The following is an 18213-nucleotide window of genomic DNA, read 5'->3' on the forward strand; positions in this document are numbered from 1 at the left end:
CCTTTCCGGGGTCTCAACCGCTTCTGAGACCCCGGAAAGGTCAAGATCAACGGGGGGAGCGGCACGAAGGACGCAGGGCACTAGGCCATCACCGTGGTCAACCGGCCGACGGCGCGGGAGATCACCTCGTCGGCGAGTTCCGCCACAGCGGGCCAGCGCTCGTCCGCGGTGTCGGTGGAGACGAGGGTCACGCAGTCGGTGCACCCCAGGTCCAGGACGTCCTCGGAGCCGTCGGGCGTCTCCAGGCGGGCGTCGGCGGTCACCGCGAGCACACCGGTCGACGGGGCGCCGACCTCCTGAAGGGTGAGCAGCAGCCGCAGTTCGGCGTCCGCGCTGCCGGTCTCCAGGCAGACCCACCAGGAGGCGCCGCGGACGAACAGCGCGCGTTCGGCCGCCGAGTCCATCCGGTCGCCGTGGCGTCCCTCGTCGGTGAGGTCGCCCGCCGTCACCCGCACGGTGGTGGCCGGGTCGATCTCGCGCAGCACCATCGAGAGCGTGGCGGCGCGCTGGCGCAGGCGGTCCAGCAGCCGCCGGTAGACGGCCCGGGCCAGCGCCTCGCCGCACCCGCCGGGGCCGGTCTCCCCGCCGCCCGCGGCCCAGCTCAGCTCGCCGCGCATCGCCGCGATCTCGAGTTCGACGAACAGCTCGACGATCTGGACGAGGCGCCCCTGGGGGTCGAGGCCGGGGGAGGGGGACGACAACGGCCGGTGGTCGGCGACCAGCGGCGGGTGGTTGGCGCGCATGAGCACCAGTGAGGCCATCGCCCACGGCAGCGGGTCGTGCCGGAGCCCCGCGTCGGCACCGCCGGCCTCGCGCAGCGCGTTCTCGGAGCACAGGTAGACCAGGGCGGCCCGGATGACGGGGTGGGTCCGCGCGGCGGTGGCGGCGGCGAGGCAGTCCCCGAACCGGCCGGCGGGGACGGTGGAGTCCACGCCGGTGAGCGAGCGTGTGAGCGTGTCCAGGTACTCGGGGGTCAGGTCCCTGCCCGCACGGCAGTCGGCGGCCATCGCCACGAGTGCGCGCTCCTCCAGGCGCAGCTCCTCGCGCAGTTCCGGGGCCAGCAGGTCGCCCGCGTCCCATCCGCGGGCCACCAGCCGGTCCGCCAGTTCGGAGGAGACCGGGGCCCGTCCGGCCAGGGCCCGCAGTTCCAGGATGTGCCGCCGGAACAGGCGCACCCGGTTGTCCGCCCACTGGTGGCCCGGACGCCGGATCTGGTGGCCTGTCCACACCTCCCGCAGCCGGTCCAGGTCGGAGAGGCGGGTCCGCACACGGGGTGGAAGGCGGTCCGGGGCGAGTTCAAGGCCACGTATCGAGTTCACGCAATTGACCGTAACCCGCGCGGACCCGGTGAAAACATCCCCGGGGCGATCCGATCACCCGGACCGCCGGCGGGGCCCCCTCCGCGTCCTGCCGGGCCGGGGTGAAGGGCGTCAGGGGGAGCGGGGGTCTCTCCTGAGAAGCCGCAGCGCCTTCTGCTGCTCGAAGTCCAGGGCGCGGGCCGGGGGAGGCGCGAGCCGGCCCAGGCGCTCGCCGTAGGCGCGCACCCGTGCCAGGGTGGCGGGCTCGGCCAGCACCCGCAGCGCGAAGGAGAGCGCCGCGGGGGTGATGTCGTAGGAGCGCTCCAGGTCGAGTCCGGCCGCCACGGTCCGCAGGTCCGCCTCGCTGAAGCGGCGGTGCCGGTGGCCGCGCCCCGTCGGCTGCTCCTTGGTCACCGGGAGAAGCCCGAGGCTCTCGCGGTAGCGCAGCATGCGCGGGGTGGTGTCGAGCCGGTCGGCCGCCGCCGAGATGGGGATGTCACGCTCCATGGGAGCGAATCTAACAAAGCACCGTCAATTTCGCACGGACAACGGTGCCCGACCGCCCTCCGCGCCAATAGACTCGGGACGCATCCACAGGACTGGAGTTAAGACGCATGGCATTCGACTTCAAAGTCGCAGACCTTTCGCTGGCGGAGTTCGGCCGCAAGGAGATCCGCCTGGCCGAGCACGAGATGCCCGGCCTCATGGCGACACGCGCCGAGTTCGGCGACTCCAAGCCGCTCCGGGGCGCCAGGATCATGGGCTCCCTGCACATGACCATCCAGACCGCGGTGCTGATCGAGACCCTCGTGGCGCTGGGCGCCGAGGTGCGCTGGGTCAGCTGCAACATCTTCTCCACCCAGGACCACGCCGCCGCGGCCGTCGTCGTCGGCCCCGACGGGACCCCCGACGACCCCAAGGGCGTGCCCGTCTTCGCCTGGAAGGGCGAGACGCTCGAAGAGTACTGGTGGTGCACCGAGCAGGCGCTGACGTGGCCCGGCGGCGAAAGCCCGAACATGATCCTGGACGACGGCGGCGACGCCACCATGCTCGTCCACAAGGGCGCCGAGTACGAGAAGGCCGGGGCCGTCCCGGACCCCTCCACCGCGGACAGCGACGAGTTCCGCGTCGTCCTGGAGCTGCTCCAGAGGAGCGTCGCCGCGGACTCCGGCAAGTGGACCGGGATCGCCGCCGAGATCAAGGGCGTCACCGAGGAGACCACCACCGGTGTGCACCGCCTGTACGAGATGCACCGCGAGGGCCAGCTGCTCTTCCCGGCGATCAACGTCAACGACTCGGTCACCAAGAGCAAGTTCGACAACAAGTACGGCTGCCGCCACTCGCTGATCGACGGGATCAACCGCGCCACCGACGTCCTGATCGGCGGCAAGGTCGCGGTCGTGGCGGGTTACGGCGACGTCGGCAAGGGCTGCGCGGAGTCCCTGCGCGGGCAGGGCGCCCGCGTCATCGTCACCGAGATCGACCCCATCTGCGCCCTGCAGGCAGCGATGGACGGCTACCAGGTCGCCACCCTCGAGGACGTCGTCGAGACCGCCGACATCTTCGTCACCACGACCGGCAACTTCAACATCATCATGGCCGACCACATGGCCCGGATGAAGCACCAGGCCATCGTGGGCAACATCGGCCACTTCGACAACGAGATCGACATGGCGGGCCTCGCCAGGATCCCGGGCATCGAGAAGATCGAGATCAAGCCGCAGGTGCACGAGTGGCGGTTCCCCGACGGGCACTCCATCATCGTGCTGTCCGAGGGCCGCCTGCTGAACCTGGGCAACGCCACCGGCCACCCCAGCTTCGTGATGTCCAACAGCTTCACCAACCAAGTGATCGCTCAGATCGAGCTGTTCACCAAGCCCGGCGACTACCCGATCGGCGTCTACGTGCTGCCCAAGCACCTCGACGAGAAGGTCGCCCGCCTGCACCTGGACGCGCTCGGCGTGAGGCTGACCGAGCTCACCAAGGAGCAGGCCGACTACATCGGCGTCGACGTCGCCGGCCCCTACAAGACCGACCACTACCGGTACTGAGCCGCCGGTGCCCCCACCCGCGTCCGCGACGTCCGCGGGCGCGTGGGACCGTTCGGGGCCGCGTCGGGGTACGCGGGCGGCGCGCCGCCCGCGTACCCCCGGGCCGGAGCCGGCTCCCGAGGAGGACGATCCGCTTGTCTCTGTCTCTTCCGCGCCATGACGTCGCGGACCTCGGCCTGCACCAGGCGGGGGCCCGCCGGGTGGAGTGGGCCGCGCGCTCCATGCCGGCGCTGCGCCGGATCTTCGAGCGGTTCGAGCGGGAGCGGCCGCTGGAGGGGCTGCGGATCGCCGCCTGCATGCACGTGACGGCCGAGACCGCCAACCTGCTGCGCGCGCTGCGGGCGGGCGGCGCCGAGGTGGCGCTGGCCGCCTCCAACCCGCTGTCCACCCAGGACGACACGGCGGCCGCGCTGGTCGCCGAGTACGGCGTGATGGTGCACGCCCGCTCCGGCATGGACCCCGCCACCTACGCCAGGAACCTCGCCACGGTGCTGGAGTGCCGCCCGCACCTGCTCCTCGACGACGGCTGCGACCTGGTCAACCTCGCCCACCTGGAGCGCCCCGAACTGCTGGCCGAGACCGTGGGCGGCTGCGAGCAGACCACGACCGGCGTGATCCGGCTGCGCCAGATGAGCGCCGAGGGCATGCTCAGGGTGCCGATGGTCGCGGTCAACGACACCGCCACCAAGCGAATGTTCGACAACCGCTACGGTACCGGGCAGTCCACCATCGACGGCATCATGCGCGCCACCAACGCGCTGCTGGCCGGGCGGACCGTGGTCGTGGCGGGCTTCGGGTACTGCGGCCGGGGTCTGGCCGAGCGGGCCCGGGGCATGGGCGCCCGCGTCGTCGTCACCGAGGTCGACCCGGTCAAGGCCCTGGACGCGGCCATGCAGGGCTACACGGTCCTGCCGATGGCCGAGGCCGCGCCGGTCGGGGACGTGTTCGTGACCGTCACCGGGAACCGGGACGTGATCCGCGCCGAGCACCTGGCCGTGCTCAAGGACGGGGCGGTGCTGGCGAACTCCGGCCACTTCGACGTCGAGATCGACCTGCCCGCCCTGGAGTCCCTCGCGGTGGACGTGCGCCGCGAGGTGCGCCCGCAGGCGGACGAGTACGTGCTGGAGGACGGCCGGCGCCTCGTCCTGCTGGCGGAGGGCCGCCTGGTGAACCTCGGCGCGGCGGAGGGCCACCCGGCCGCCGTCATGGACATGTCCTTCGCGGTCCAGGCCCTCACCGTCGCCTGGCTCGCCGGGAACCACGCGGACCTGGCGCCCGGCGTCGTCGAGGTCCCCGCCGAGATCGACACCGAAGTGGCCCGCCTGGAGCTGCGCGCCCTGGGCGTGCGCATCGACGACCTGACCCCGGCCCAGGAGGACTACCTGAGCTCCTGGCGGGCCTAGCGTCCCGCATCCGGGGTCCGGTGCCCGCCTTCCCGCTGGTCGTGGGGGGGGGGGGGGGGGGCCGGCCCGGGGGGCGCCGCCAAAGCACCCCCCACCCGGGGGGCCCCGCGGGGAGGGGGGGGGGGGGGGGGGGGGGCCGGGGGCCCCCCCCCGGGGGGGCGGGCGCCCCCCGGCCGGGGGGGGGGGGGGGTGGGCGCCCCCCCCCCCCCCGCCCCCCCCCCCCCCCCCCCACGACCAGCGGGAAGACCGCGGGGAAACGGCGGCGGGGATGGTCAGGCCCGGTTCTCCCGCTGCTGGGCGAGCCTCGCCTCCTCGCGGCGGCGGCGCTCGGCCAGGACCGCGGCGAGGTACTCCGGCGGGCTGGCCTGCGGGGGCGGGGGCGGGGCCACGTACCGGGTGACGGTGTCGGCCAGGCGGACGCCCATCTCGTAGCGGGTCTGCTCGTTGAGCTCGGTGTAGCGGGTCAGGTACTGGTGGGCCATCGTCGCGGTCTCGGCGGGCAGCCGGGACAGCTCGGCGTTCCGTGCCCATCCGGCCATCGCGGGCGGCATCTCCACGAGCGTGCCCGGTCGGCGGCCGGTGCGCTCCTGCACGACCACGGTCCCCGCCAGGAAGTCGCCGACGCGGCGGCCCTCGCGGTTCAGCAGCGAACTGATCAGGGCGATCACGCCGCTGGCCAGCCAGATCTCCACGACCCCGGTCAGCGCCCGGGCGAGGGCCTGGCGGAACCGGACCGGGGAGCCGTCGCGGCCCACCACCCGCAGCCCCATCGCGAGCTTGCCGAGGGAGCGGCCCCGGGTGAACGTCTCGAAGGCCACCGGGTAGCCCACGAGGATCAGCACGGTGAGCAGCAGCTGGATGGCGGCGGTCAGCGCCAGGTCGACGCCCTCGGACACCCGCAGGACCACGACGGTGGCCGCGATCAGGGAGACGAACTGCACCGTGACGTCGAGGAAGATCGCCACCATGCGGCTGGCGAACCCGGCCGGGTGCAGGTCGAGGACGACCGCGTCCCCGGTCACCAGCCGGGACTGCCCGTAGTTCGCGTCGCCGTTCGACACCGTGATCTCCCCCGTCTCACCGCACTGCTTCCGCGCGGTCCAGTCTCTCAGTCGATCAGACGAGGAAGAGCATCCGGGAGTTCCGGGCGGGCGGAACCGTCCGGGGGGTCAGTAGAGTCGGGGCGTGGACCTCGACCTCTTCATCGCCGAACACCGCCCCGACTGGAAGCGACTGCAGGCGCTCGTGCGCAGGCACCGCCGCCTCACCGGTCCGGAGGTCGACGAACTCGTCGAGCTGTACCAGCGGGTCTCCACCCACCTGTCCGTGCTGCGCTCGGCGGGGCAGGACCCCGCCCTCGCGGGATGGCTGTCCGGCCTCGTGGCCCGGGCAAGGGCGGTCGTCACCGGCGCGCAGGCGGGCTCCTGGCGCGACTTCGGCCGGTTCTTCACCCGCTCCTTCCCCGCCGCCCTGTACCGGCTGCGCTGGTGGTGGCTGGCGACCATGGCGGCGAGCCTGCTGCTGTCGGTCGGCGTGGGCGTGTGGGTCGCCACGACCCCCGAGGCGCAGTCGGTCCTGGGCACCCCCGAGGACATCCGCGTCTACGTCGAGAGCAGCTTCGCCAACTACTACGTGGAGCACCCGGGGGCGTCGTTCGCCGCCCAGGTGTGGACCAACAACGCCTGGGTCGCGGCGCAGGCGATCGTCTTCGGCGTCTTCCTGTGCCTGCCCGCGGTCTACGTCATGGGGGTCAACGCCTACGGCCTGGGAGTGGCGGGCGGGGTGATGGCCGCGCACGGCAAGGCCGACGTCTTCTTCGGCCTGATCCTGCCGCACGGCCTGCTGGAGCTGACCGCCGTGTTCGTCGCGGGCGGGGTCGGCATCAAGCTCGGCTGGACCTTCCTGGCCCCCGGCCACCGCCCCCGCGCCCAGGCGATGGGCGAGGAGGTCCGCGCCGCGATGGGCGTCGCCCTGGGCCTGGTGGTGGTCCTGTTCGTCTCGGGCCTCATCGAGGGATTCGTGACCGGCTGGGTGCACGTCACCTGGCTGCGCGTCGGCATCGGCGTGGTCGCCGAGGCCCTGTTCTTCCTCTACGTCTTCACCCTGGGCCGCAAGGCCGCCCGGGAGGGCGTGACCGGTGACATCGAGGACGCCCCGCAGACGGTGGCGGTCTCCGGCTGAAGACACCGGGGAACGCTACCCGGGGTGGCAAGACCGGTTCCATGAGTGTCGATGAGAAGGCCGGGGCCGGTAAGAAGAAGCACCGTGCGGGCAGAGAACGCACCGTGAAGAAGTACAGCGTCTCCCTGCCCGAAGCCCTCGCCGAGGAGATCCGCGAGCGGGTCGGCCCGGGAGAGTTCAGCGCCTACGTGGCGGCGGCCGTCCAGCGGCAGGCGGAACCCGTCCAGGAAGACGCGAGGGCGACCGGTTATGTGCTCTCCGCGCAGAAGAGGGGCGGCCGGAATCTCTGTAGCGCGGTGACGCTGGTCGAGGCGTACCACAAGGGGATCAAGAAGGGGGCCTTCGACTACGCGCGCTCTCGTGTGGTGGTCGTTCCCGTCACCGAGGAGATCGCCACCGCCGCGCGGAACATCCTGGAGGCGGCGGACCTGAACGGTCACCAGCACGCGATCGACGCCATGGTCGCGGCCACCGCGCCGGCGCAGCCGGGGGTGCGGCTCATGCTCACCAGTGACCCCTCGGACATGTCCAGGCTCTGCGACGGCACGGTCAAGATCGTCCCTTGCTCGGAATGATCATGGGCTTTCCGCCCTTCCCGGCCCCGAAACGGGCGGAAAGCCCAAGACCGCCAACGGAACCCCCACGCAACGGGTCGGGGTTCAGGAACCCGTCCATGCCGGCGCGGAACTTCTCGAAGCCCATGCGAGGAAGCCGCGCCGCGCTTCAGTTCGCTTCGGGACACGAAGACCTTTTGTTCTCCAGCGGAACCGGCTTCGCGACAGGGGCCCCGTTGCGCGTGATGACGAAGCTCTCGCCGCGCTCGGCTGCCTGGAGGACGCGTCCGCTTTCGTTGCGAAGCTCTCTTTGGTTGATCTCCTCGCTCATGGCGACGAGGGGATGCCGAAGAGGATCACCGTGCTGCCAGTTGCCGGATGTGCTACAGGCGCCCCTGCGCCTTCAGGGAGATGTAGGCGTCCGCCAGGGCCGGGGCGATGTCGTCGGGGCCCGCGTCGACGACCTCGACGCCGTGGCGGCGCAGCTCGGCGGTGATGCGGCGGCGGTCGGCGATGGTCTTCTGGGCCGCCGCGGCGTTGTAGGCGGCGCGGGCGTCGCCCCGTTCGGCGGCCATCTCCGCGACGCGGGGGTCGCCCACGGCCGCGACCAGGACCAGGTGCCGGGCGGTCAGCGCGGAGAGGCGGGGGAGCAGACCCTCCTCCATCGCGGCGGCGTTGAGGTCGGTGAGCAGGACCACCAGCTGGCGGCTGCGGCTCTGCCCGCCCAGGATCGCGGCGACGAGCCCCGCCGAGTCCGACTCCACCAGCTCCGGCTCCAGCGGGGTCATGGCCGAGACGATGGCCTGGAGCGTGCTGCCGCGCCCGTGCGCGCGCACCCGGGCGCGCACCCGGCGGTCGTAGGCGAGCAGCTCCACCCGGTCCCCGGCCTTGGCGGCCAGCGCGGTCAGCAGCAGCCCGGCGTCCATCGCGTGCTCCAGGCGCGGCACGTCGCCGACCCGGCCCGCCGACGTGCGGCTGGTGTCCAGCACCACCAGGATGCGACGGTCCCGCTCGGGCCGCCAGGTGCGCACCACGACCGTCTCGCGGCGCGCGGTCGCCCGCCAGTCGATCGAACGGACGTCATCGCCGGGCACGTACTCGCGCAGCGAGTCGAACTCGCTGCCCTGCCCGCGGATCATCGCGCGGTGCTGCCCCTCCAGCTCGCGCAGCCGGGACAGCTTTCCCGGCAGGTGCCGCCTGCTGTTGAAGGGCGGCAGGGTCCGCACGCTCCAGGGCACCGCGTGCGAGGACTGGCGCGCGGCCAGCCCGAGCGGCCCGTAGCTGCGCACCGTGACCTGCGCGGAGTGCTGGTCGCCGCGTCGGACCGGGGTCAGCGTCGTGCCGACCCGCCGCCGCCCGCCCGCGGGGACCACCACCTCGTGGGTGCGCGGAGCGGCGGCGGCGCTGGGCCGCCACGCGTCGCGCACGGTGGCACGGAGGACGCGCGGCCCCGGGTTGGCCACGACCAGCGAGACGGCGGCGCTCTCGCCGAGCCGGATCGAGGTGTCGCCGCTCCGCTCGAAGCGCACCGCGCGGGAGTTCGCGGCCAGGGCGAGATCGACCAGGAGCACCGCCAGGATCAGGCCGAGCGTCGCCCACAGCACCCAGTTCCCCGCGGGCGCGGCGATGAACACGACCAGCACCCCGACGAACGCCAGGAACACCGCGCGACCGGTGACAGCCATCAGTTGGGACCGACCCTCTTCTCAGTGTTTCGTTCCACCGCGGACCTTCGCCGTCAGCGCGGTACCGGCACCGAGGCCAGCACGCCGTCGAGGAGGCCGTCGGTGGTCGCGCCCTCCAGCTCGGCCTCGGGGCGCATCGCGATGCGGTGCCTCAGGGTCGCCTTGGCCAGGGCCTTGACGTCATCGGGGGTCACGTAGTCGCGGCCCGACAGCCACGCCCACGCGCGGCCGGTGCGCAGCAGCGCGGTCGCGCCGCGCGGAGAGGCGCCCAGTTGGAGGGAGGGGGAGAGCCGGGTGGCGCGGCAGATGTCCACGATGTACCCGAGCACCTCGGGGGAGATCCGGACCTCGCGCACCGCCTCGCGGGCGGCCTTGAGCTCGGCGGCCCCGGCCACCGCGCGCACCCCGGCCGCGGCCAGGTCGCCCGGGTCGAAACCGGCGGCGTGCCGACCGAGCATCTCGACCTCCTCGTCGCGCCGGGGCAGCGGTACGACCAGCTTCAGCAGGAAACGGTCCAGCTGGGCCTCGGGCAGCGGGTAGGTGCCCTCGTACTCCACCGGGTTCTGGGTGGCCGCCACCAGGAACGGGTCGGGCAGCGCCAGCGGGCGCCCGTCCACCGTGACCTGGCGTTCCTCCATGGCCTCCAGCAGTGCGGCCTGCGTCTTGGGGGGTGTGCGGTTGATCTCGTCGGCCAACAGCAGGTTGGTGAAGACCGGTCCCTCGTGGAACTCGAACTTCGCGGTCCGCGCGTCGTACACCATCGACCCGGTGACGTCGCCCGGCATCAGGTCCGGGGTGAACTGGACGCGCTTGTGGTCCAGCGACAGGGCCGCGGAGACCGTGCGCACCAGCAGGGTCTTGGCCACGCCCGGCACGCCCTCCAGCAGCACGTGCCCGCGGCACAGCAGCGCGATGACCAGGCCGGTCACCGTCTCCTCCTGCCCGACCACGGCCTTGGCGACCTCCGACCGCAACGCGATCAGGGCGTCCCTGGCCGAGTCGGCGGAGGGCTCCGGTCCCGCTTGAACGTCGCTCACGACTGCCTTACCTCTCTTTCGAGTCCATCGAGTTCGTCGGCGAGCCGGACCAGCCCCGGGTCGTCCCGTGTGAAGGGGTCGTCGGCGGGCCGGCCGTCCTGGGGGACGCCGTAGAGCAGGGCGCGCAGTTTCTGGGGGGGATGGGCACAGCGCGCGGAGACGGCCGCCACGACCGCCTCGGGGGTGGCGTCGGGGCCGAGCCCCAGCCCCGGACGGAGCCTGCCGACCAGCCCGGAGCGCAGCGCGGCCGCCGCGCTGCCGCGGGCCCGCCGGGAGGCGTACAACCTGGCCCGCCCCTCGGTGGTCTCCGAGGCGCGCACCACGACCGGGACCTGCTCCGCCACCAGCGGGCCCAGCCGTCGGCCGCGCCACAGCGCCAGCAGCGCGAGGGCGGCCAGCAGCGCGGGAACGGACAGGAGGAAGCCCGGTGCCAGCAGGTCCCCGGGCTCGGCGAGGCCCACCGGCGGGACGTCGGGCGCGAACCACACCACGTCGCGCCCGGCCAGCAGGTTCAGCATCAGCGCCGCGTTGCCCTCGTCGGCCAGGAACGCGTTGCGCAGTGGGGTACCGGTCCCCAGCACCGTGACCGTGCCGCCGTCGCCGGCCGCCCGGACCAGGGCGCTGCCCTCGGCCGCGGGGTAGCAGGCGGTGGAACCGCCGCTGTACAGCTCCCCCGCGGTGTCGGCGGCCCCCGCCAGTTCCGCCGCCTCGAGCGCGCACCCGGGGGCGAGCGGGTCCCGGTCGTCGAGGCGGCCGCTCACCGCCACCCCGGGCGCGAGCGCCTTGAGCAGCTGGGTGGTCGGCTGGACGAGCAGCCGGTCGCCGGGCAGGGCGGAGATCCGGTCGACCTCCTCGGGCAGCAGCCGGTGGCTCTGGACGACCAGCAGGACCGAGTCCGGCCCGGTCGCCGCGGCGGCCTCCTCCGTCGAGCGCGCGACGGTGACGTCGGTGCCGCGGTTCCGCAGGAGTTGCACCAGCGCGCGCGAGCCCTCGGGGTTGGGGCCTTCGGGGTCGAGATCACCCTCGGGGACCGGGCGGGCGCCGAGGGACAGCACCACGGCGATCACCACCCCGGCGAGGACGAAGGCGAGCGGCCCGCGCAGCATCCGCCACAGCCCGCCGACACCGACGGAGACCGCGGAGGACTCCGGCGCGGCGGGGCTGATTCCCGCCGGGGAGGGCGTGGTCGTGCTCATGGGGTCGGCTCCGTGCTCGCGGCGGGCACGGCGGAGCGCAGCGCGTCGTCGAGGTCGCGCACCAGGCCGTACCCTTCGGCGGTCGCCGTGCGGTCGCCGTACCAGACATCGTTGAACAGGGCGGCGGCGCCGTACAGGTCGGCGCGCCGCTCGGGCAGGGCGGCGGAGGTCTCCGCCGCGAGTTCGGTGGCGGTGCGGCCGGGGCGGGGGGTGATGACGGCGCGCTCCTCCAGGTCGCGGTTGACCGCGCGCATCCGCTCCCGGATCGCCTCGGGGTACCGCCCCTCGGCCGCGTGCCGCTCGGCCAGGTCGCGGTGGTCGGCCGCGGTCAGCTCGGTGTCGGCGCCGAAGACGGTCGCGCGCCGCCGGGAGCGCCGGGCCGGGCGTGTGTAGAGGATGATCCCGAGGACCAGCAGCGCGACGACCGCCAGCAGCGGTCCGAGGACCCACCAGCCGCCCGGGACCGACCGCCCGGCCTGTGTCATCAGCTGTTCGAGCCAGTCCAGGGCCCACATGTACAAGCGTTCGACCAGGGAGGGCTCGGCCTCGCCGTAGATCGGGTCGGCCAGTTCCTCACGGGCGACCCGGGCCGCGTCCTCGCGGCTCACCGCCTCGCTCAAGCGGGGACCCCCGGACGCGGTTCGAGGAGGTAGACCTCCGGGCCGATGGCCGCGCCCGACTGGACCGCGGCCTGCAACCGCAGGTCCAGCCCTTCCCGGCGCATCCGCAGGTCCAGGTAGAGCAGCGCGGTGACGCCCGCGGTGAACGGGCTGCTGATGCAGCCGGTCAGCAGCATCCCGAGGAAGGCCAGGGCCGCGCTGGCGACGGTGGCGGCGGCCTCACCGGGGATGAGCATGCCGACGAACATGCTGCCGAAGGTGAACGGGGTGGAAAGCGTGCTCGCGACGATCTGGACCAGGATCTGGGTGAGCAGCAGGATGCCCACCAGGCGCCAGAAGCTTCCCGAGGTCAGCCGCCACGAGCGGGCCAGCGCCCGGAACGGGCCGACCTGCTCGAGGACGGAGACGGGCATGGCCAGCGTGGTCTTGACGCCGGCCCAGACGAGCAGCACGACGAGCGGAGCGCCCACCAGGAACAGCACGGCCAGCCCCACGAGGGGGTCCAGGGCCATGACCAGCCCGATCGAGAGCACGAACAGGAGGCTGATCAGGATGATCGCCACGACCGAGAACACGAGGTACAGGCCGGTCAGCCCCAGGAGCGCCGCGAGCCGCCCGCGCATGGCCCGGACCGCCTCGCCGAAGGTCGGCCGGCGGCCGAGTACGGCCGCGCCGACCACGCCGGTGAGCAGGCCCACCAGCAGGCTGGTGCCCAGGAGCTGCAGGAGCGAGCCGCCGTAGATGCTCAGCAGGCTGAACCCCGAGAAGGGGAAGGCGGTCTCGGGCTCGGCGTAGGGGTCGTCGATGACCGTGTCGATCATGGTCGTGTACTCGCGGGAGAAGTCCGCCAGCCCCAGCGCGGGCAGGACGCTGACGATCGCCACCACGATGAAGGTCACCCCGAGGGTGGCCTTGGGGTTGTCCCGCAGGTAGCTGAACGCGCCGTTGAAGATGTCGCCGAGGGAGAGCGGGCGCAGCGCGATGACCCCGGGACGGGGCGCGAACGTCGGGCTCCCCCCGGCGCCGGGGGGAGGGCCCCAGCCGGGCTGCTGCCCGGGGAACTGTCCGGGGGGAGGGCCCCAGCCGGGCTGCTGTCCGGAGAGCTGTCCGGGCGGCGGTCCCCAGCCGGGGGCCGGACCGGCCGGTGCGCCGGGCTCCGCGTACCCCGGGGCCTGCCGAGGGGGGACCCCCGGCGCGGACCATGCGGCGGCCGGCGGCGCCGCGGAGCCCTCCGGGGCGCCGCCGGCCGCAGTCCGGTTCCCTGCCTCAGGGGCGTGATCTGGGGTAATGTCCTGACCAGGGGATTCGACAGGGTCCGGTTGGCCGCCGGGAGCTTGCCACGACTGACCGTCCTCCTCGGGCATCGATCCTCCTGTGTCGACCGGGCTGGTTGACCGCTTCCTCGAACGGGTACGGTGCGGTCTCCCACGCTATGCGAGTTCAACCTACTGGTGGGAATCCTGTTCCGTGGGCCACAACCGTCGTGTTACCGCCCATCCGATACTGTTCATTCTTTTTGTATGATTTTGTTATCTAACGGGCCCGACCGTCCGTAAGGACGGGATCGTCCGCACTGGACGCGGCGGTGTGTCAGGCGGCAGGGTGTGCGGGAGGCCCGGATCCGGACGAACGCCGGTGAACGCGGCGGCCGCCGCCGACCTTGCGCGGCGGCCCGTCGGTTGATGGCAAGGTTGGGGGGTGTCCTGCCGACACCCCGAAAAGCCCGGCCGGTCGCTCTGTGGGATCCGGCCGGAAGATCTGAAGTTCTGCCGCTTGAGTGTCCGGAAAGGAGAAGGCGGACCGGAGCGTCGTCCCTGACGGGATGCCGACCGACGCCGGAAAATCGATGAAGGGACGCGTACTGGTCGTCGATGACGACCTCGCTCTCGCCGAGATGCTGGGCATCGTGCTCAGAGGCGAAGGGTTCGAGCCGTCGTTCGTGCACGACGGAGACAAGGCCCTGGAAGCCTTCCGCGAGACAAAACCGGACCTGGTGCTGCTGGACCTCATGCTGCCCGGAGCCGACGGCATCGACGTGTGCCGCCAGATCCGCGCCGAGTCCGGGGTGCCCATCGTGATGCTCACGGCCAAGAGCGACACCGTGGACATCGTGCTCGGCCTGGAGTCCGGAGCCGACGACTACATCGTCAAGCCGTTCAAGCCCAAGGAGCTGGTCGCCCGCGTCCGGGTCCGGCTGCGCCGCACCGAGGAGCCCGCTCCCGAGGTGCTCCAGATCGGCGACATCACCATCGACGTCGCCGGGCACTCCGTGCGCCGCGCGGGCCAGCCCATCAGCCTCACCCCGCTGGAGTTCGACCTGCTCGTGGCGCTCGCGCGCAAGCCGCGCCAGGTCTTCACCCGCGAGGTGCTGCTGGAGCAGGTGTGGGGCTACCGGCACGCCGCCGACACCCGCCTGGTCAACGTGCACGTGCAGCGGCTCCGGGCCAAGATCGAGAAGGACCCCGAGCACCCCGAGGTCGTCGTCACGGTGCGCGGTGTCGGCTACAAGGCCGGTACCGCCTGACAGGCTCCGGGATGGCAACGGTGTCGGGCGTCGACCCCAGCGCGAACGCGGCGGACCCCTCGAAGGGCGGGCTCGCCGCGCCTTCGCGCTGGCAGCGCTCCGGAAACATGCTGCGCACCGGCTACCTGGTCACCCAGCGGTCGGCGCGCTCCCTCGTCAGCGCCGTGAACTCGCACTGGCGGAGGTCCCTGCAGCTGCGTGTGGTCACCTCCACCATGGCGGTCTCGCTGCTGGTCACCGTGGTTCTGGGGTTCTTCCTCGTGCAGCAGGTCCAGACCGGCCTCCTCGACGCCAAGGTGCAGGCCGCCTTCAGCGACCACCAGGCGGGCCTGACGACCGCGGTGAGCATCCTGCAGGACGGCGACCAGCAGGACCCCGACCGCCAGCTCGACCAGATCGCCGAGGACCTCAGCGCGCGCAGCGGCTCCACCGGCCTGTACGACGTGGTGATCATGGCCTCGGTCAGCGGGATGACCGGGCGCGCCACCAACGGGGTCGGCGAGGCGAGCGTGCCCGCGCAGCTGCGCGAGGCCGTGCAGGAGAGCAGCGACGGCCAGCAGCACGGCCGCTACACCGAGATCATCCGGGGCGGGGAGCGGGAGCCGGGCCTGGCCGTGGGCGCCCAGCTGTCCAGCGCCTACGAGCTCTACTACCTCTTCCCGCTGGACCACGAGCAGCAGATGCTCGACCTGGTCCAGCGGACCCTGGCGCTGGTCGCCGCCGCGCTGATCGTGCTGCTGGCCGCCATCGCCTACGTGGTCACCCGGCAGGTGGTCACACCGGTGCGCCAGGCCGCGAGCTCGGCCGAGAAGCTCTCCTCCGGCGAGCTGTCCGAGCGGATGAAGGTGCGCGGCGAGGACGACCTCGCCCGCCTGGCGATGTCCTTCAACGACATGGCGGGCAGCCTCCAGGAGAAGATCCAGGAGCTGGAGGAGCTGTCCAAGCTTCAACGCCAGTTCGTCTCGGACGTCTCGCACGAGCTGCGCACCCCGCTCACCACCATCCGGATGGCCGGTGACCTGCTGTTCGAGGAGCGGGACGGCTTCGACCCCACGATGCGGCGCTCGGTGGAGCTCCTGCAGAGCCAGCTGGAGCGGTTCGAGGAGCTGCTCACGGACCTGCTGGAGATCAGCCGGCACGACGCGGGCGCGGCCACCCTGGCCACCGAGAGCGTGGACATCCGGGACTCGGTCCTCAAGGCCGTCGGCGAGGCCGAGCAGATCGCGGAGAAGCGGGGGATCAAGGTGGTGCTGAGGCTGCCCGCCGAGCCGTGCGCGGCCGAGTTCGACGCCCGCCGGATCAACCGGATCCTGCGCAACCTCATCGTCAACGCGATCGAGCACAGCGAGGGCAAGGACGTCGTCGTGACGGCCGCGGGGGACCGGGACGCCGTGGCGGTGGCGGTCCGCGACTTCGGGGTCGGGCTCAAGGACGGTGAGGAGCACCTGTGCTTCGACCGCTTCTGGAGGGCCGACCCGGCCCGGGCCCGAACGACCGGCGGAACAGGGCTGGGGCTCTCCATCGCCAGGGAGGACGCGCTGCTGCACGGCGGCTGGCTCCAGGCGTGGGGGATGCCGGGCAAGGGGTCGCAGTTCCGGCTGTCCCTGCCGCGACGGGCAGGCGCCGAACTGCGGGGCTCCCCGCTGCCGCTGGCGCCGCCGGAGATGGCGCTGGGCCGGACGCTCTCGGTGTTCGGCGGCCAGCAGGGAGACCTCGAAACGGTGCGCGGGGTCGGGGCGGGGGAGGAAACGTGATCGGACACGGCGGTCGGATCGGCGCCGCGGCCTCGGCCGCCTGCCTGGTGGCGGCGCTGTCGGGGTGCGCGAGCGTTCCCACCGGCGGTCCCACCTTCCCGGGCCGGGGCGACAACGCCGGAGGGCAGGCCGACACCTTCACCCGGCTGATCCCGGCCGGGCCGCAGCCGGGGGTGGGGGAGGGCGCGCTGGTGCGCGGCTTCCTCAAGGACATGGGCAGCTTCGAGGAGAACCACAAGGCGGCGCGGCTGTACATGACCGAGGACGAGCAGGCCGTCTGGAAGCCCAGCGACCAGGTGCTCGTCTACGGGGAGATGGACGCCGTCCGCTTCGACGTGGAGGCGGTCGAGGAGGACCGGACGGCCAGGGTGCGCATGCGCACCCCGCTGTACGCGACCATCCGAACCGACGGCCAGTACGTGCCCGCCGACCAGGGCGAGAACATCGACATCGCCTTCGACCTGACCAAGGTCGACGGCGAGTGGCGCATCGCCGACCTTCCCGACGACCTCCTGCTGAGCAGGCGTGACGTCGACCGGGTGTACCGCCCCCTCAACCTGTACTACTTCAACCGGGACCTGAGCACGCTCGTGCCGGACCCGGTGTTCCTGCCGGTGCAGCCCACCACCGACATCACCGAGCAGCTCGCGCGGGCGCTGATCCGCATGCTGGTGGACGGCCCGACCGACTGGCTGGCGCCCGCGGTGCGCTCGTCCTTTCCCGAAGGCGTCGACACGGCCGTGTCCTACGAATCGGGCATGATCACCGTGGAGCTCGGCGCCGGGGCCGACGGCACCGGTACCGAGGAGCGCTTCGGGATGGGCGCCCAACTCGTGTGGACCCTCAAGCAGCTCCCCGAGGTCCAGGAGCTCACGCTGCGGATCGGCGGGGAGGACGTGGAGTTCGCCGGCGCCGAGGGCGGCAGCCTCCAGACCAGCAGCCAGGAGTGGAACGCGGTGAACCCGTCCGGGGTGGACGGGGGCTCGCTGCGGTCCTACTTCATGCGGGACGGCCAGTTGTGGTCGCTCGACGCGGACCAGCAGGAGTCCCTCGTGGAGGGCGCGCCGGGGGAGGGGACCACCCTGCTCGAACGGCACGCGGTCTCCCTGGACGAGGACAGGGTGGCGGGCGTCGTGCCGGACGACGGCTCGGTCCGGGTCGCCGAACTCGTCGACGGCAGCGAGTACGCGACCGTGCTCGCGGACGGGGAGTACACCTCGCTGTCCTGGGACGTCTACGGGAACCTCTGGGTCCTCCAGGACCTGTCGGGGGAGGCCGACGACGCGGAGGAGGACGAGGACCTCGCCGACGACACGGAGCGGGGGGACGCCGCCTCGTCCGACTCCGAACGGCAGGGGGAGCCGGGCGATCCGGCGACCCGGCTGTGGCTGCTGCCGGGCGGCTCGGACCCGGTCGAGGTGACCGCGCCGGAGCTGGCCGACGCCGCTGTCACCGAGCTGCGGGTCTCCCGGGACGGCACCCGCGTCGCGGTCCTGACCGGGACCGGGGAGACCGGCGCGGTCTCGGTCGGCCGCGTCGTGTACGGCGAGTCGGCCGTGACCCTCCAGGGGTTCCTGCCCCTGGCCGCGGATCTGACCAGCGTCGACGGCCTGTCCTGGCGGGGCGCCGACCAGCTCGCGGTCCTGGGGCAGAAGGACCGCGGCGCGCTCCAGGCGTACCTGGTCCCGCTCAACGGCAGCGGTGAGTCCACCAGTGCGGGCGCCGTCACCGGGTCCGACATGAAGACCATCGCGGCGGGTCCCGGACTGCCCCTCCTCTCGGGCACGGAGGAGGACACCATCTCCATGTCCAGCGACCGCCTCATGTGGCGGCGCGTGGCCGACGGGACGAACCCGGTCTACCCCGGTTAGGCCGCCGGAGGGGCCTTCGCGTCCCGCGGTCCGGGGCGG

General features: G+C 72.8%; 16 protein-coding genes. 7 read left to right on the forward strand and 9 right to left on the reverse strand.

Features of this window, described 5'->3' with window-relative positions:
- Positions 1 to 80: 80 nt before the first annotated feature.
- Positions 81 to 1319 carry a hypothetical protein gene (locus EV190_RS13340; RefSeq protein WP_133741874.1) on the reverse strand — a complete coding sequence of 413 codons (1239 nt, stop codon included), beginning with the start codon at positions 1317 to 1319 and terminating at the stop codon, positions 81 to 83.
- 111 nt (positions 1320 to 1430) lie between these two features.
- Positions 1431 to 1805, reverse strand: coding sequence for a MerR family transcriptional regulator (locus EV190_RS13345; protein WP_133741875.1), 375 nt, complete (start codon positions 1803 to 1805; stop codon positions 1431 to 1433).
- A 107-nt stretch (positions 1806 to 1912) separates the two neighbouring features.
- On the opposite strand from EV190_RS13345, the gene ahcY reads away from it, so the two are divergent.
- Positions 1913 to 3349, forward strand: a complete 1437-nt coding sequence (ahcY, locus tag EV190_RS13350; protein ID WP_133741876.1) for an adenosylhomocysteinase — start codon at positions 1913 to 1915, stop codon at positions 3347 to 3349.
- Between the two features lie 140 nt (positions 3350 to 3489).
- Positions 3490 to 4752 carry an adenosylhomocysteinase gene (locus EV190_RS13355; RefSeq protein WP_133741932.1) on the forward strand — a complete coding sequence of 421 codons (1263 nt, stop codon included), beginning with the start codon at positions 3490 to 3492 and terminating at the stop codon, positions 4750 to 4752.
- Positions 4753 to 5024: 272 nt separating this feature from the next.
- Here EV190_RS13355 and EV190_RS13365 read toward each other — a convergent pair whose 3' ends face one another.
- Entirely contained in the window at positions 5025 to 5813 is a 789-nt protein-coding gene (locus tag EV190_RS13365; RefSeq protein WP_243742551.1) for an RDD family protein, read from the reverse strand.
- A 124-nt stretch (positions 5814 to 5937) separates the two neighbouring features.
- Here EV190_RS13365 and EV190_RS13370 point away from each other — a divergent pair, with 124 nt between their 5' ends.
- Complete coding sequence (locus EV190_RS13370; protein WP_133741877.1) at positions 5938 to 6933, forward strand: stage II sporulation protein M; 996 nt, start codon at positions 5938 to 5940, stop codon at positions 6931 to 6933.
- A 41-nt stretch (positions 6934 to 6974) separates the two neighbouring features.
- Complete coding sequence (locus EV190_RS24090) at positions 6975 to 7508, forward strand: type II toxin-antitoxin system VapC family toxin (protein WP_133741878.1); 534 nt, start codon at positions 6975 to 6977, stop codon at positions 7506 to 7508.
- A 148-nt stretch (positions 7509 to 7656) separates the two neighbouring features.
- On the opposite strand, the gene EV190_RS13380 is transcribed toward EV190_RS24090, so the two are convergent.
- From EV190_RS13380 to EV190_RS13405, 6 genes are read right to left on the reverse strand one after another with little or no spacing between them, the layout of a single operon-like run.
- A complete protein-coding gene (locus tag EV190_RS13380) occupies positions 7657 to 7818 on the reverse strand; it encodes a type II toxin-antitoxin system Phd/YefM family antitoxin (protein WP_133741879.1) in 162 nt (53 codons plus the stop codon).
- 52 nt (positions 7819 to 7870) lie between these two features.
- Positions 7871 to 9172 carry a DUF58 domain-containing protein gene (locus EV190_RS13385; RefSeq protein ID WP_133741880.1) on the reverse strand — a complete coding sequence of 434 codons (1302 nt, stop codon included), beginning with the start codon at positions 9170 to 9172 and terminating at the stop codon, positions 7871 to 7873.
- 53 nt (positions 9173 to 9225) lie between these two features.
- Complete coding sequence (locus tag EV190_RS13390; protein ID WP_133741881.1) at positions 9226 to 10209, reverse strand: AAA family ATPase; 984 nt, start codon at positions 10207 to 10209, stop codon at positions 9226 to 9228.
- Entirely contained in the window at positions 10206 to 11405 is a 1200-nt protein-coding gene (locus EV190_RS13395) for a DUF4350 domain-containing protein (RefSeq protein ID WP_133741882.1), read from the reverse strand. Before EV190_RS13395 ends, EV190_RS13390 begins: the two co-directional genes overlap by 4 nt.
- The gene (locus EV190_RS13400; RefSeq protein ID WP_243742552.1) at positions 11402 to 12025 is read right to left on the reverse strand and encodes a DUF4129 domain-containing protein; all 624 of its coding nucleotides are present in this window, start codon (positions 12023 to 12025) and stop codon (positions 11402 to 11404) included. The genes EV190_RS13395 and EV190_RS13400 overlap by 4 nt, the downstream gene beginning before the upstream one ends.
- Positions 12022 to 12924, reverse strand: a complete 903-nt coding sequence (locus EV190_RS13405; protein WP_243742553.1) for a glycerophosphoryl diester phosphodiesterase membrane domain-containing protein — start codon at positions 12922 to 12924, stop codon at positions 12022 to 12024. The genes EV190_RS13400 and EV190_RS13405 overlap by 4 nt, the downstream gene beginning before the upstream one ends.
- Before the next feature lie 947 nt (positions 12925 to 13871).
- On the opposite strand from EV190_RS13405, the gene mtrA reads away from it, so the two are divergent.
- The 3 genes from mtrA to EV190_RS13420 are packed head-to-tail and all read left to right on the forward strand — an operon-like array spanning position 13872 to position 18174.
- A complete protein-coding gene (gene mtrA, locus EV190_RS13410) occupies positions 13872 to 14549 on the forward strand; it encodes an MtrAB system response regulator MtrA (RefSeq protein ID WP_133741883.1) in 678 nt (225 codons plus the stop codon).
- Between the two features lie 11 nt (positions 14550 to 14560).
- Positions 14561 to 16303 (forward strand): MtrAB system histidine kinase MtrB, encoded by a 1743-nt coding sequence (mtrB, locus tag EV190_RS13415; protein WP_133741884.1) that lies wholly within the window; start codon positions 14561 to 14563, stop codon positions 16301 to 16303.
- On the forward strand, positions 16300 to 18174 hold the full coding sequence (locus tag EV190_RS13420; protein WP_133741885.1) for an LpqB family beta-propeller domain-containing protein: 1875 nt from the start codon (positions 16300 to 16302) through the stop codon (positions 18172 to 18174). The genes mtrB and EV190_RS13420 overlap by 4 nt, the downstream gene beginning before the upstream one ends.
- Positions 18175 to 18213: the final 39 nt, after the last annotated feature.

Origin of the sequence: Actinorugispora endophytica (genome assembly GCF_004363075.1) — a bacterium.
Taxonomy (GTDB): Bacteria; Actinomycetota; Actinomycetes; order Streptosporangiales; family Streptosporangiaceae; genus Actinorugispora; species Actinorugispora endophytica.